Below are 14,012 nucleotides of genomic sequence, written 5' to 3' on the forward strand. Positions count from 1 at the left end.
TCCTTCCGATGCGTCTTCTTCTGATCAGATCGGGAGGACGACACTGTTCATCACCGCCGTCAGTCGCGACATGATGTCGGTCCAGAGCCCGGTCACCATCAGTACACCGAGGACGATCAGCAGTACGCCGCCGATGATGTTCACGATGCGGATGTGGCGACGGAGGAACCCGATCGTCTTCGTGGCCCACCCGAATCCGAGCGCGACCAGAAGGAACGGGATACCGAGGCCGAGGGAGTAAGCGAGGCCGAGAAAGCCCGCACGCACCGGGTCTCCCTGGTTGAACGAGAGGGCGAAGATCGCGGTGAGGGTGGGGCCGAGGCAGGGGGCCCAGCCGATACCGAGCGCGACGCCCAGCAGCGGTGCGCCGATCAAGCCCGCCTTCGAGTCGACGTGGAAGCGCAGCTCGCGCTGGGCGAAGCCGAAAAGGCCCAGGAAGACGAGGCCCATCAGGATGATCACTCCACCGAGGATGCGGGTGATCAGCTCTCCCCACTGGAGCAGGAAGACGTTGGCGAGCCCGCCGAGCGCTGTCAGCGACACGAACACGAGACTGAAACCGAGGATGAAGAGCAGCACGCCGACCACGAGTCGACCCCGGGCGGGAGCCTCCGCCGTCGAGACGGCACTGCCGTTCGTCATGCGCTCGCGGCGCGGGGCGACCGCTCCCCCGAGGAACCCGAGGTAGCCCGGCACGAGCGGCAGGACGCACGGCGACAGGAAGGAGACGAGGCCGGCGAGCATCGCGACCGGGATCGCGAGCCAGAGGGCACCCGATCCGATGATGGCTTCGGGGTTCATGGCGCTCCCGAGAGACTCACGAGTCCTCCGCGAGCGCGTCCTTGACGAGCGTCGAGAGGATCGAGGTGCCGTCGATCGGACCGATGATGCGAGCGGCGACTCGGCCCTGCTTGTCGAGCACCAGAGTGGTCGGCGTCGCCTGGATCGGCACCGACGACGCGAAGGCGAGCTTCGCCTCGGCGGTGTCGACATCGATGAGACTCGGGTACGTCACGCCGAACTCAGCCGAGAACGCCTTGGCGGTGTCGGCCTGGTCGCGGGTGTTGATGCCCAGGAAGGCCACGTCGTCTCCGCCGTGCTCCTGCCACACGCTCTCGAGGTCTTCTGCCTCGACACGGCACGGAGCGCAGCCGGCGTACCAGAAGTTGACGACGGTCACCTTGCCCGCGAGCTCGGAACTGCTGAAGTCGTCGCCGTTCTCGGTGACGCCGCCGAAGTCGACGACGGGTTCACCGCGCTCGGCGACCGGGATCTCGACGATCGCTCCGTCGGCTGCGACGTAGCCGGGATTGTCACCGCTGAGGAACGAGTCGTTCACGGGATCGGGAGCGCAGGCGCTCAGACCGATGGCTAGTACCGCGGCGAGCGCGGCACCGACCGCGCGGCGAGAAGGCCGGATGCGGGAGGGGCGGCCGCTGCGGATCGGAAGAACCGTCGAGGCGAGTGGCACGATTCCCAGTTTACGCAGGGGTTCCTATGCGTGGGCCGGGCGCCCTGGCCGTCGTGCGCCTCTGTCAGAGCCGCGCCAGCACGTCCGCCACACTCGCGCGGAAGCGAGGACACGTGGCGATGTCGTGCGAACGGCATCCCATCGCATGCTCGGTCATCTCGCGCGATCGGCGCATGTCCTCCATCCGCCGATCAAGGTCATCGAGATGCCGCTGCAGCACCTCATGCCGCCCGGCGCTTCCGTCGTCGAGCAGAACGGCGATCTGGTCGAGGGTCATTCCGGCCGCCTTGCTGCGCTGGATCACCGCGATGCGCACGACCTCGTCCTGCCCGTAGCGGCGCCTCCCGGCGGGGTCGCGAGCGGGCCGCAGCAGGCCGACCGTCTCCCAGTGCCTCAATACGTTCGTCGGCAGCTCGAAGCGCGCAGCGACCTCACCGACGGACCAGGGACTCTCGACGCTTGACTTCATGTTGACATGAAGTCACAGACTGAGGACGAATGCAAACGCCGCCCCTCGGAAGGACACCACATGTACGACGCGATCGTGATCGGAGCAGGCCCCGCCGGCCTCCAGGCGGCACTGACGCTGGGACGGATGCACCGCTCGACGCTGCTGCTGGATTCCGGCCAGTACCGCAACGGCACAGTGCTGCACATGCACAACGTCGTCGCGAACGACGGAACGCCCCCGGCCGAGTTCCGCGCGACGGCCCGCACTCAGCTCGCCGAGTACGCCGACATCGGGATCCGCGACGTCGGGGCGCAGACGGTCACGCCCACGGATGCCGGCTTCACCGTGCTTCTCGCCGACGGAGAGACGGCCGAGACCCGACACGTGATCCTCGCCACCGGGGTCGCCGACGATCTTCCCCCGGTGCCCGGCCTGCAGGAGCTGTGGGGCGTGAAGGCCTTCAGCTGCCCGTTCTGCGACGGTCACGAGCACGCGGGGCGCTCCATCGCCATCCTCGGCCCCGCGCCTCGGGCCGAGCACCTGATCGGGCTCCTCGGACGCATCGTCAGCGACATCATCGTGTTCCCGGTCGAACAGGCGTTCTCCCCTGAAGAGGCGCAGACGCTTGAGGGGCTGGGTGCCCGCGTCAGTGCAGAGATCGTGACCGCCGTGGCCCCGGATGCCGACGGCGTGCGCATCAGCACGGAGTCCGGCGAGCAGAGCGTCGCCGGCGTCTTCGTCGCATCCGGTTCTCTGCGCCATCGGGCGCCGTTCGCCGACCAGCTCGGTCTGCATCTGCTGTCGTCCGGATCGATAGAGATCGACGACTTCGGTCGCACCTCACTGCCTGGCGTCTTCGCCGCGGGCGATCTCGCGCACCGCGCGTCGCTGCCGGGGCCGATGGCGTCGGTGCTGCTGGCCGCCGCCGCTGGTCAGCTGGCGGCGGTCGGAGTCATCCAGTCGCTTATGGCTCCTTGAGAGAGCATCCTGCCCCTCGCTAGAGATGGCCGCTTTCCTTCCACAGCGGGAGCGACCATCTCTACGCGCGGAACTCGGGTTGCCGGGTCAGACCGCCCCGACGTCGACCGCACCCCCGGTCGCCGCAGGCTCGGCATAGGCGACCTCTCGCCACACATCACCGACGAGCTCGAATGAGGTGACGCTCGAGAGCGCGCAGCGACGGGTACGCGGGTCGTGCTGCAGCGGCAGACCAGCGACGCGGAGGTGCGTGATCCAGATCGGCGCCTGGTGCGACACCATCACGAGGTCGCCGGAGTCGACCGACCGCCACGCTTCCGCCATCATGCCCAGCATCCGCTCGGCGATCGACGCGTACGGCTCGCCCCAGCTCGGCAGCGACGGCTGACGCAGGTGCCACCACTTGAGCGGATTCATGAGCGAGCGACGCATCTGAGTGCCCTCGAACACGTTGGTCGGCTCGATCAGGCGGATGTCGATCTCGGGCGTGAGGCCGAAGCGCTCGGAGAACGGCTCCGCCGACTCCTGTGCACGCTCGAGCGGAGACGAGTAGAGCCCTGCGACCGGACGATCGAGGCCGGCGATGTGATCGGACGCGGCTCGCGCCATCTCCCGCCCCGCCTTGCTGAGGTGATAGTCCGGGAGGCGGCCGTAGAGCACACGCTTCGGGTTGTGCACCTCACCGTGACGGACGAGGTGCAGTCGCGACGCCACCACGTCAGACCTGGCGGTAGCGGGACTCGCCGAAGCCGATGATCAGGTATCCGATGTAGGGGAAGACGAACAGCAGGAAGAACGAGAAGAGCCCGCCCTTGCCGAACCGCTCGCCGAGCTTGATCGCGACGATGATCCCGAAGACGAAACCGACGATGGGGATCAGATAGAGCAGCGCGAGCCAGCCGGACATCCCGGCGATCTTGACGAGGAACACCACATTCACGATGGGGATGATCGCGAGGATGCCGGGGTAACCGGCCTTCGTGAACACCTTCCACAGGCCGATGACGACGAGGACGTAGAAGACGAGGGCGATCAGGCCCGTCGTGCCGGAGAAGATCGATGCGTAGAGATCCGAGATGCCGTTGGAGTCCATGATGACCCTTTCGCTGGTCGAGCGGCTGTCGTGGCGATCCTACTGACCGATATGCCACCGGCGGAGGAGGCGACACCGCCCCCGTAGAATGGGCGGGTTCATCATTTCCCAGATCAGGAGGAATCCTCCGTGCTTCGCACCCACTCGGCAGGCTCACTGCGAGCCGAGCATATCGGTCAGACCGTCACCCTCTCGGGTTGGGTCGATCGCCGTCGTGATCACGGAGGAGTCGCATTCATCGATCTTCGGGACGCATCGGGCATCGCCCAGGTCGTCATCCGCGATGAAGAGATCGCGCACCCGTTGCGCAACGAGTTCGTCCTCCAGGTGACGGGCGAGGTCTCGCGCCGCCCCGAGGGAAACGCGAACCCGAACCTGCCGACCGGCGACATCGAGCTCATCGCGACCGACGTCGTGGTGCTGAACGAGTCCGCTCCGCTGCCGTTCCAGGTGTCGACGGCTGTCGCCGACACCGAGACGGTCGGCGAAGAGGCCCGCCTCAAGTACCGCTACCTCGATCTGCGTCGCCCCGCCGCGGCATCCGCTCTGCGTCTGCGCTCGAACGTCTACAAGGCCGTCCGAGACGTGCTGCACGGCGAGGACTTCACCGAGGTCGAGACCCCGACGCTCACGCGCTCGACGCCCGAGGGCGCCCGCGACTTCGTCGTGCCCGCTCGCCTGCACCCGGGCAGCTGGTACGCCCTGCCGCAGTCGCCGCAGCTGTTCAAGCAGCTGCTCATGGTCGGCGGCGTCGAGAAGTACTACCAGATCGCGCGCTGCTACCGCGATGAGGACTTCCGTGCCGACCGTCAGCCGGAGTTCACGCAGCTCGACATCGAGATGAGCTTCGTCGACCAGGAAGACGTCATCACGCTGATGGAGTCGCTCATCCAGGCGATGTGGAAGACCATCGGCGTCGAGGTGCAGACCCCACTGCCGCGCATGACCTATGCCGAGGCGATGGCCAAGTACGGCTCGGACAAGCCCGATCTGCGTTTCGGACTCGAGCTCGTCGAGGCGACCGAGTACTTCGCCGAGACTCCGTTCCGCGTCTTCCAGGCCGAGTACGTCGGTGCCGTCGTCATGCCCGGCGGCGCGAGCCAGCCGCGCAAGCAGCTCGACGCGTGGCAGGACTGGGCCAAGCAGCGCGGTGCCCGCGGTCTTGCATACGTCCTCTTCAACGAGGACGGCTCTCTCGGCGGCCCCGCGGCCAAGAACCTGTCCGAGGCCGAGCAGGCAGGTCTCGCGGAGTTCGTCGGCGCCTCCGCCGGGGACTGCGTGTTCTTCGCCGCCGGCTCGACCAAGGAGAGCCGTGCGCTCCTCGGCGCCGCCCGCGTCGAGATCGGCCGTCGCCTCGGCCTGCTGAGCCCCGACGAGTTCGCCTTCACGTGGGTGGTCGACGCTCCGATGTTCGAGCCGGCAGCGGATGCCGTGGCATCCGGTGACGTCGCCGTCGGCGCCGGAGCGTGGACCGCTGTGCACCACGCGTTCACGGGACCGAAGCCGGAGTTCCAGGACACGTTCGACACCGACCCCGGTTCCGCTCTCGCCTACGCGTACGACATCGTGTGCAACGGCTCGGAGCTCGGCGGCGGATCGATCCGCATCCACCGCGAAGACGTGCAGAAGCGCGTGTTCGAGGTCATGGGCATCAGCGACGAGGTCGCGCAGGAGCAGTTCGGCTTCCTGCTCGACGCGTTCAAGTTCGGCGCACCGCCGCACGGTGGAATCGCGCTCGGCATGGACCGCGTGCTGCAGCACCTGGCCAAGACCGAGTCGATCCGCGACGTCATCGCGTTCCCGAAGTCGGGCAACGGCTTCGATCCGCTGACTGCAGCTCCGGCTCCCATCACCGCGGAGCAGCGCGCCGAGGCCGGCGTCGACTTCGAGCCCGAAGACGACGAGGCCTGACGACACCTCGCCCGTCGCACCGAGACCCCGTTCCGCTCAGCGGAGCGGGGTCTCTGCGTATGCGCCGGGCCGGATCCCGGACTCCTGCGCCGCGCCTCCCCGGTTCGGCCGAATGCGCCAGAATCGGCCGGACTCGCCGAATTCGGCCGCAGCACGCGCAGAACACCGCGCGGACGGCGAGCGGATGCCCGCGGGCGGATGCCGGAGCGCAGGTGCGGCAGGACGGATGCTCAGCGCAGCGCGGCGAGCGCCGGCGCGATGTTCTCGTTCCACACATCGACGCCGAGTTTCGCGATGAGGGCGACCACCACGACGAGGAAGACGACGCGGATGAAGGTCGTGCCGCGTGAGATCGCCATGCGAGAGCCGAGGTAGCTCCCGGCGACATTCGCGACCGCGAGGATGCCGCCCAGCAGCCACAGCACGGCACCGTGAGGGATGAAGAGCAGCAGGGCACCGGTGTTCGTGGCGAGATTCACGATCTTCGCCTTGGCACTCGCCTGCAGGAAGTCGTACCCCAGCAGTGCGACGAGCGAGATCACCAGGAATGTCCCGGTTCCCGGCCCGATCAGCCCGTCGTAGAAGCCGATCACCAGTCCGGCGAGCCCCGCCATGATGTGGTGTTTGTGCCCGCTGAACCGCAAGCGGGTGGCCGCGCCCATCTGCGGGCGGAATGCCGTGAAGAGGGCGACCGCGAGGAGTGCGACCACGATGATCGGCTTGAATGCCGCGGCCGGCAGCACCGTGGCGACGGCGGCACCGCCGAACGACCCGACGAGCGCGATCGCGGCCATCGGCAGGGCCGTGCGGATGTCGGGTTTCGCCCGGCGGTAGTACGTGACGCTGCTCGTGGCCGTGCCGAAGACCGAGGCGAGCTTGTTGGTGGCGAGCGCCTGGATCGGCGAGATGCCGGGGATGAGCAGCAGGGCGGGCAGCTGCAGCAGCCCTCCCCCGCCTACGACGGCATCGATCCAGCCCGCCGCGAAGGCCGCGACGACGATGAGGATCAGCGTGCCCCAGGTGAGCTGCTCGAGCCCGAGCACACTGCCGATGTCCATCCGTCCAGGATGTCAGACTGCGTGGCGACTCGACCGCCACCGCGGCCCGACCCGCCACACCGCGGACACCTCGCGTTCACCGAGACCGCGATGATCGGCAACCCTCGGCTCATAGTGTCCTCTCGCAACCCGAATCCGGCTCACAGCGCCGGACACCGAGAGGACCCTGATGACGAACTTCCACCGCCGCGCGCGCATCGGCGCAGGCATCGCCCTGTTCACCACCGCTGCGCTCGGCCTCACGGCCTGCGCCACGGGCGCTGAGACTCCCGCCGCCGGCAGCGACGACGTCGATGCCGCAGCCGCGACCTCGGTCGAGGACTTCGGCTCGTTCGCCGACCTCGAAGAGGCTGCGAAGGCCGAAGGCCAGCTCAATGTCATCGCCCTTCCGCGCGACTGGGCGAACTACGGCGAGATCATCGACCTGTTCGCCGAGAAGTACCCCGAGATCACCATCAACGAGGCGTCGCCCGATGTCTCGAGCGCCGAAGAGATCCAGGCCGCGAAGACCAACGAGGGCCTCGACACCGCACCCGACGTGTTCGACCTCGGCCTCACGGTCGCGCTGCAGAACACCGACGTGTTCGCCCCGTACCAGGTGCAGACGTGGGACGAGATCCCCGACGCGCTCAAGGAGCCGACCGGACTGTTCGTCGGCGACTACGGCGGATACATGTCGATCGGCTACGACTCGTCGAAGTTCGACGCTCCCGAGTCGCTCGACGACCTGAAGGACGCCTCGTACAAGGGCGCCGTCGCCATCAACGGCGACCCGACGCAGGCCGGTGCGGCGTTCGCCGCCGTGGGCCTCGCCACCGTGCAGTCCGACGGCACGCTCGACGACTTCCAGCCGGGCATCGACTTCTTCTCCGAGCTGCAGAAGGCCGGCAACCTGCTCAAGGTCGATGTCACCACGGCGACCGTCGCGAGCGGCGAGACCCCCGTCGTCTTCGACTGGGACTACCTGAACGCCGCGCACGCGCAGGGCGATGACGGCAACAAGAACTGGAAGGTCGTCGTCCTCGACGGCACCGGCTATGCCGGCTACTACAACCAGGCGATCAACAAGGATGCCCCGAACCCGGCGGCTGCTCGCCTGTGGCAGGAGTTCCTCTACAGCGACGAGGTGCAGAACCTGTGGCTCAAGGGCGGCGCACGTCCGGCTCGTATGGAGGCCATGACCGAGGCCGGCACGATCGACGCCGACCTCGCAGCGGCGCTGCCCGAGGTCCCGAGCGAGACGGTCGTCCCGACCGAGGAGCAGTCGACGAACGCCGGCACGCTGCTCGGCGAGAAGTGGGCAGCGGCGGTCCAGTGACCACTGCCACCACGACGGGGGCGGATGCCACGGCATCCGCCCCCGTCCCCCTCGCTCCGGCCAGCGCCGGGCCCATCGTCTCGGGGGCCCGGCGCTCGGCGCCGTCCCCGGCCTGGCTCGGTCTCGTGCCGTTCGCCGCATATGTTCTGCTCTTCCTCGCCGTGCCGACGATCCTCGCGATCGGGTCGGGCTTCTTCACGGAGGACGGCTCATTCACCTGGTCGAACGTCTCGGCCCTCGGCGATCCCGTCGTCCTCACCACGTTCGCGAACTCCGCCGGACTCTCGCTGCTGACAGCCCTGGTCGGCGCGATCGTCGGAGCCCTCGTCTGCTATGCCCTCCTCGGCATGAACCCGGACGGGGCGGTGCGGTCGACCGTGGATGCCGCGGCCGGCGTGCTCGCGCAGTTCGGCGGCGTGATGCTCGCGTTCGCGTTCATCGCGACGATCGGCATCCAGGGCGTGGTGACGCTCTTCCTCAAGGACGACCTGGGCGTCGACATCTTCGCGAACGGCACCTGGCTCTATGAACTCCCCGGCCTGATCCTGCCCTACATCTACTTCCAGATCCCCCTCATGGTGATCACGTTCATGCCCGCCCTCGCCGCGCTCAAGCCGCAGTGGGCGGAAGCGAACCTCACGCTCGGCGGCACACGCTCGAGCTTCTGGCTGCGCATCGGCATCCCGGTGCTGGCGCCCTCGTTCCTCGCGAGCCTGCTGCTGCTGTTCGCGAACGCCTTCTCGTCCTACGCCACGGCCGCAGCACTCGCGAGCCAGGGCGCGCAGATCGTCCCGCTGCAGATCCGGGCTGCGCTCACCAGCGAGACCGTGCTCGGCCGCGAGAACCTGGCCGGTGCGCTCGCGCTCGGCATGATCGTGATCGTCGGGGTCGTCATGGCCCTGTACTCGATCATCCAGCGACGAGCCGCGAGGTGGCAGTCATGAATCGTCTCGGCCCTTCTCTCGCGACCCGCTGGATCATCGGCATCGCCGTCGGCGCCTTCTTCGCCATCCCGCTGGCCTCGACCTTCCTCTACACGCTGCGCCAGACAGACGGAAACCTCGGCCTCGAGCGGTGGTTCGCGCTGTTCGACCCCGCCAAGTCGGCAGCCATCAAACCGATCTGGATGGGCCTGGGCAACTCGCTGATCCTGGCCGTCGTGACGGTCGCGATCGTGCTGCTTCTGCTCGCGCCGACGATGATCCTGGTCAACCTGCGCTTCGCGAAGCTCAAGCCGGTGTTCGAGTTCGCGGTGCTGCTGCCGATCTCGATCCCCGCGATCGTGCTCGTCGTCGGCCTCGCGCCCATCTACCTGCAGATCGGCCGCGCGCTCGGCACGGGCACCTGGACGCTCGCCTTCGCCTACGGCATCACCGTGCTGCCGTTCGCCTACCGCTCGATCCAGGCCTCCATCGACGCCGCCGATCTGCGCACCCTCGCCGAGGCTGCACGCTCGCTCGGTGCGAGCTGGCCGACCGTCGTGCTCAAGGTGCTCGCACCGAATCTGCGCCAGGGACTGCTCGCGGCATCGCTCATCTCGATCGCCGTCGTGCTCGGTGAGTTCACGATCGCTTCGCTCCTCAACCGTCAGGTGTTCCAGACGGCCATGGTCGTCGTCCAGAAGCAGGACCCGTACGCGCCGGCGATCTTCACCCTGCTGGCGCTGCTGTTCGTCTTCCTCCTGCTCCTCCTCATCGGCCGCGTCGCGCGCGGCAACGGAAAGGCCCGCTCATGACCCTCCCCCAGACCGCCGACAACATGCTTCTCGCCGAGGCCGGCGAGGGCACCCGCGTGCAGCTGCAGGGCATCGTGAAGAGCTACTCGGGCAACACCGTGCTGCACGGAGTCGACCTCGACATCGCGCCGGGTGAGTTCGTCTCCCTGCTCGGTCCGTCAGGATGCGGCAAGACCACTCTGCTGCGGGTGCTCGCGGGGCTCGAGGGTCTCGACAGCGGCGCGGTGCTTCTCGGCGGGAGCGACGTCTCCCGCGTCCCGACGAACAAGCGCGACATCGGCATGGTCTTCCAGTCCTATTCGCTGTTCCCGCACCTCCGTGTCGCGGAGAACACCGCCTTCGGGTTGCGCCGCCGTGGACTCGGCAGAACCGAGGCCGCGAAGAGGGCTCTCGACGCGCTGGCCCTGGTGGGCCTCGCCGACTTCGCCGACCGCTTCCCGCATCAGCTCTCCGGTGGCCAGCAACAGCGTGTGGCGCTCGCCCGTGCACTGGTGACCGAACCGAAGGTGCTGCTGCTCGACGAGCCGCTGTCGGCACTCGACGCGAAGGTGCGCGTGCAACTGCGTGATGAGATCCGCCGCATCCAGCTGCGCCTCGGCATCACCACCGTCTTCGTGACCCACGACCAGGAGGAGGCACTGGCCGTCTCCGACCGGATCGCCGTGATGAACGCGGGGACCATCGAGCAGATCGGCACCCCCGAGCAGCTGTACACGACCCCTTCGACGGCAGGTGTCGCCGCCTTCGTCGGTCTCTCGAGTGTCGTGTCGGGCGTCGCCGAGGGCGACCACGTGGTGGTGTGGGGGCAGAAGCTGCCGCTGCAGGCTCCCGCCGACGGACCGGTCGACGTCTACCTGCGCCCGGAGAACGTGCACTTCGCCTCGGAGGCGGATGCCGCGACCGATGCGCTCGTGCAGGAGAGCACGTTCCTCGGCAGCATGCGCCGCACGCTCGTGCGCACCGAGTCGGGTGAGCTCGTGCGACTGCAGCACGCCCCCGGCATCCATCCCGCCTTCGGAGATCGTGTGCGGATCGCTGTCGCGCCCGAGCCCGTGGCCGTGCATCCTCGCGGCTGAGTCGTGCTCTATCCCTGGGCCAGTACTCCGGGATACCGTGATGCTCGAGGGCATCTCTCCCTCGATTCGGCAGAGAAAGGACGCCTCATGGCAGGCAAGTTCGAGCTGTACACCGACAGTGCCGGCGGTCACCGGTTCCGCCTGAAGGCCGGTAATGGCGAGGTGATCGCGTCGAGCGAGAGCTACACCACGCGGTCCGCTGCGAAGAACGGCATCGAGTCGATCAAGACCAACGCACCAGGAGCCACGGTCGTCGAACTCGACTGATCTCCTGCGTCGCACTGCACGAAGAGACCCCCTCCCGTTGACTCAGCGGGAGGGGGTCTTCGTATGATGCGGGTCGTGCGACCGCGAGATCAGAGAACGCGAGCGAGGAAGTCCTGCGTACGCGGATGCTGCGGGTTGGCGAGCACCTCGCGCGGGTCGCCCTCTTCGACGATGTGACCGCCGTCCATGAAGATCAGACGTGACCCGACCTCGCGGGCGAAGCCCATCTCGTGCGTGACGACCAGCATCGTCATGCCTTCGTCGGCAAGCGAGCGCATGACCTGCAGCACCTCGCCGACGAGTTCGGGGTCGAGCGCAGAGGTCGGCTCGTCGAACAGCATCATGTCCGGGTTCATGCACAGTGCACGCGCGATCGCGACGCGCTGCTGCTGACCGCCCGAGAGGTGCCCGGGATAGGCGTCCGCCTTCTCTTCGAGGCCGACGCGTCCGAGCATCTCCTTCGCGACTCGCTCGGCCTCGGCCTTGGAGCGCTTCTTCACGCGCTGCTGCGCGATCATCAGGTTGCCCATCACATCGAGGTGCGGGAAGAGGTTGAAGCTCTGGAACACCATGCCGATGCGGGTGCGCACGCGGTCGATGTCGACATCGGGGTCGGTGATGTCGATGCCCTCGATGAGCACCTTGCCGCCGGTGGGCTCCTCGAGCAGGTTCACCGAGCGCAGCAGCGTCGACTTGCCCGAACCCGACGGGCCGATGATGCAGACGACCTCTCCTGCGGAGACGGTGAGGTCGATGCCCTTGAGCACCTCGTTGTCGCCGAAGCTCTTCACGAGCCCCTGCAGGTCGATCGCGGGTGCGTGGACGTCAATCAGATCGGTGATCATCGCTGCCTCGACATCCTTCGTTCCAGGTACGCACTGAAGCGCGTGAGGGGGATCGTCACGATCAGGTAGAGGGCCGCCGCCATGATCAGCGGCGTTCCGTTCGCGTTCTGCGTGCTCGCATCACGGGCGAAGTTCGTCAGCTCCTTCGACCAGATGAAGGACCCCGCGACGAAGAGCAGCGAGGTGTCCTTCAGCAGCAGGACGAACTCGTTGGTCAGCGGCGGGATGATGATGCGGAAGCCCTGCGGCACGACGATCCAGAAGGTCGTCTTCATGGGTGACATGCCGAGTGAGCGAGCCGCCTCCGTCTGCCCCTTCGGGACCGCCTGGATGCCCGCGCGGATGGTCTCGGCCATGTACGCCGACGCCACCAGGATCAGACCGATCAGGCCGAGCACGACCGGTCCGCCGAGCTTCGTGCCCGGCACACCGAGTCCGATCGGCAGGATGAAGGCGATGGCGAAGATCGTGAGGATCGCGGGAAGCCCGCGGAACAGCTCGATCCACGCCGTCGCGATCCACCGGAATGGTCCGATGCTCGACAGCTTCAGGAGTGCCAGCACGATGCCGAGCAGCAGGCCACCGGCGAACGCGACGGCTGTGAACCACAGCGTGTTCACGAGCGCCGTGGTGATGATGCCCGGGAGCATCTTCGCCGCGACCTCGGGGTTGAAGTACAGCTGCGCGATCCGGGCCCAGTCGGTGCTGACGATCAGCCAGACGGCGACCGCGATCAGCACCGCGTAGACGGTGTAACGGTAGAGCTTGCTCTTCGTGGTGCGCCTCAACGCCATTGTCAAGGTCTCCCTGTCCTGCGTCGCTCGCCGATTACTTCGCGGTGAAGTAGGTGTCGTAGATCGTCTGGTAGTCGCCGCTGTCGCGCAGATCCTGCAGCGCACCGTCGATCGCCTCGCGCAGCGCATCCTTCTCGCCCTTCGCGTATGCGAAGCCGTAGGACTCGCCCGTCTCGTACTCCTCGACGATCTTGTAGGCGCTGTCGGCCTTCTCGTGCTCGAGGTTGACGGGCTGGTCCTGAAGGATCGCGTCGATCTGACCGGCCTGCATCGCGGGCCACAGCTCGCCGTCGGAGGGGTACTGCACGAGCTGCGCTCCGGTGGCGTTCTCGGTCGCGTACGCCTCGCCAGTGGTGCCCTGCTGCACGCCGACGTTCTTGCCGGAGAGGTCGTCGATCGACTCGATGCCCGAGTCGGTGCGAACGAGCAGCGACTGCAGCGACTCGTAGTACGGCTCGGAGAAGTCGATGTTGGCCTTGCGCTCGTCGGTGATCGTCATCGCGGAGGCGCCGATGTCGCACTGACCGGCTGCGAGCGTCGTGCCCGACTGCAGTGCGTCGAATCCGACGTCCTGCACGGCGAGCTTGAGGTCGAGCTCCTTGGCGATCGCGTCGAGCAGGTCGATGTCGAAGCCGGTGTAGCCGGTGCCGTTGTCGCCGCCCTCGAACTCGAAGGGCGCGTAGGGGATGTCGGAGCAGACCGTGAGCGTGCCCGCCTCGATGAGGTCGTACTCGCCGCCAGCAGCGGGCTCGCCCGATCCCGCGTCGCTGCCGCCGGTCGCGCATCCGGCGAGGGCGAGGGTTGCGGTCGCGGCGAGCGCGATCCCGGCGATGATGTTGCGACGGCGCATGTCAGCTCCTGAACGACGAGGGTGTGGTTGCCCACGGACGGGTAGGAGAACATCTAAACATGCACCACCGGGCCGTACCGGTCGCCAGCCGCCTTCTCCGGATCACATTTGTGTTGCAAGTGTGACTGAATGTGACACCCCCGGTGAACTTCGTGGCACCGATTG

The 14,012-nt window shown here is 67.5% G+C and carries 16 protein-coding genes; 7 read left to right on the forward strand and 9 right to left on the reverse strand.

Translation table 11 applies throughout. The features are described from left to right. Window positions 1-24 precede the first annotated feature (24 nt). The 3 genes from ACIP5T_RS07660 to ACIP5T_RS07670 form a co-directional block, all read right to left on the reverse strand. The gene (locus tag ACIP5T_RS07660; protein WP_400862004.1) at window positions 25-801 is read right to left on the reverse strand and encodes a cytochrome c biogenesis CcdA family protein; all 777 of its coding nucleotides are present in this window, start codon (window positions 799-801) and stop codon (window positions 25-27) included. Window positions 802-817: 16 nt separating this feature from the next. Continuing rightward, a complete protein-coding gene (locus tag ACIP5T_RS07665) occupies window positions 818-1,471 on the reverse strand; it encodes a TlpA family protein disulfide reductase (RefSeq protein WP_400862005.1) in 654 nt (217 codons plus the stop codon). Window positions 1,472-1,535: 64 nt separating this feature from the next. After that, a complete protein-coding gene (locus ACIP5T_RS07670; RefSeq protein ID WP_400862007.1) occupies window positions 1,536-1,940 on the reverse strand; it encodes a MerR family transcriptional regulator in 405 nt (134 codons plus the stop codon). A 60-nt stretch (window positions 1,941-2,000) separates the two neighbouring features. On the opposite strand from ACIP5T_RS07670, the gene ACIP5T_RS07675 reads away from it, so the two are divergent. Further along, window positions 2,001-2,900, forward strand: a complete 900-nt coding sequence (locus ACIP5T_RS07675) for an NAD(P)/FAD-dependent oxidoreductase (protein WP_400862009.1) — start codon at window positions 2,001-2,003, stop codon at window positions 2,898-2,900. Window positions 2,901-2,987: 87 nt separating this feature from the next. Here ACIP5T_RS07675 and ACIP5T_RS07680 read toward each other — a convergent pair whose 3' ends face one another. Together ACIP5T_RS07680 and ACIP5T_RS07685 are read right to left on the reverse strand one after the other, a co-directional pair. Then, window positions 2,988-3,617, reverse strand: coding sequence for a histidine phosphatase family protein (locus ACIP5T_RS07680; protein ID WP_400862011.1), 630 nt, complete (start codon window positions 3,615-3,617; stop codon window positions 2,988-2,990). Window position 3,618: 1 nt separating this feature from the next. After that, entirely contained in the window at window positions 3,619-3,993 is a 375-nt protein-coding gene (locus ACIP5T_RS07685; RefSeq protein ID WP_400862013.1) for a DUF5684 domain-containing protein, read from the reverse strand. Window positions 3,994-4,122: 129 nt separating this feature from the next. Between ACIP5T_RS07685 and aspS the strand changes: the two genes are divergently transcribed. Then, entirely contained in the window at window positions 4,123-5,904 is a 1,782-nt protein-coding gene (gene aspS, locus ACIP5T_RS07690) for an aspartate--tRNA ligase (RefSeq protein ID WP_400862015.1), read from the forward strand. A gap of 230 nt (window positions 5,905-6,134) precedes the next feature. On the opposite strand, the gene ACIP5T_RS07695 is transcribed toward aspS, so the two are convergent. Beyond that, window positions 6,135-6,962, reverse strand: a complete 828-nt coding sequence (locus ACIP5T_RS07695) for a sulfite exporter TauE/SafE family protein (protein WP_400862017.1) — start codon at window positions 6,960-6,962, stop codon at window positions 6,135-6,137. A 169-nt stretch (window positions 6,963-7,131) separates the two neighbouring features. Here ACIP5T_RS07695 and ACIP5T_RS07700 point away from each other — a divergent pair, with 169 nt between their 5' ends. The 5 genes from ACIP5T_RS07700 (at window position 7,132) to ACIP5T_RS07720 (ending at window position 11,358) form a co-directional block, all read left to right on the forward strand. Then, window positions 7,132-8,280, forward strand: coding sequence for an ABC transporter substrate-binding protein (locus ACIP5T_RS07700; protein ID WP_400862019.1), 1,149 nt, complete (start codon window positions 7,132-7,134; stop codon window positions 8,278-8,280). Continuing rightward, complete coding sequence (locus ACIP5T_RS07705; protein WP_400862021.1) at window positions 8,277-9,224, forward strand: ABC transporter permease; 948 nt, start codon at window positions 8,277-8,279, stop codon at window positions 9,222-9,224. Before ACIP5T_RS07700 ends, ACIP5T_RS07705 begins: the two co-directional genes overlap by 4 nt. Then, entirely contained in the window at window positions 9,221-10,015 is a 795-nt protein-coding gene (locus ACIP5T_RS07710; protein ID WP_400862023.1) for an ABC transporter permease, read from the forward strand. The genes ACIP5T_RS07705 and ACIP5T_RS07710 overlap by 4 nt, the downstream gene beginning before the upstream one ends. Next, window positions 10,012-11,091, forward strand: a complete 1,080-nt coding sequence (locus tag ACIP5T_RS07715; protein ID WP_400862025.1) for an ABC transporter ATP-binding protein — start codon at window positions 10,012-10,014, stop codon at window positions 11,089-11,091. The genes ACIP5T_RS07710 and ACIP5T_RS07715 overlap by 4 nt, the downstream gene beginning before the upstream one ends. A gap of 87 nt (window positions 11,092-11,178) precedes the next feature. Further along, a complete protein-coding gene (locus ACIP5T_RS07720) occupies window positions 11,179-11,358 on the forward strand; it encodes a YegP family protein (RefSeq protein ID WP_400862027.1) in 180 nt (59 codons plus the stop codon). 89 nt (window positions 11,359-11,447) lie between these two features. Here ACIP5T_RS07720 and ACIP5T_RS07725 read toward each other — a convergent pair whose 3' ends face one another. The 3 genes from ACIP5T_RS07725 to ACIP5T_RS07735 are packed head-to-tail and all read right to left on the reverse strand — an operon-like array spanning window position 11,448 to window position 13,847. Then, on the reverse strand, window positions 11,448-12,203 hold the full coding sequence (locus ACIP5T_RS07725) for an amino acid ABC transporter ATP-binding protein (RefSeq protein WP_400862029.1): 756 nt from the start codon (window positions 12,201-12,203) through the stop codon (window positions 11,448-11,450). Further along, the gene (locus ACIP5T_RS07730; RefSeq protein ID WP_290159859.1) at window positions 12,200-12,997 is read right to left on the reverse strand and encodes an amino acid ABC transporter permease; all 798 of its coding nucleotides are present in this window, start codon (window positions 12,995-12,997) and stop codon (window positions 12,200-12,202) included. Before ACIP5T_RS07730 ends, ACIP5T_RS07725 begins: the two co-directional genes overlap by 4 nt. A gap of 34 nt (window positions 12,998-13,031) precedes the next feature. Continuing rightward, complete coding sequence (locus tag ACIP5T_RS07735; RefSeq protein ID WP_400862031.1) at window positions 13,032-13,847, reverse strand: transporter substrate-binding domain-containing protein; 816 nt, start codon at window positions 13,845-13,847, stop codon at window positions 13,032-13,034. Window positions 13,848-14,012: the final 165 nt, after the last annotated feature.

The sequence above is a fragment of the Microbacterium sp. NPDC088619 genome (genome assembly GCF_044752825.1).
Lineage (GTDB): Bacteria > Actinomycetota > Actinomycetes > Actinomycetales > Microbacteriaceae > Microbacterium.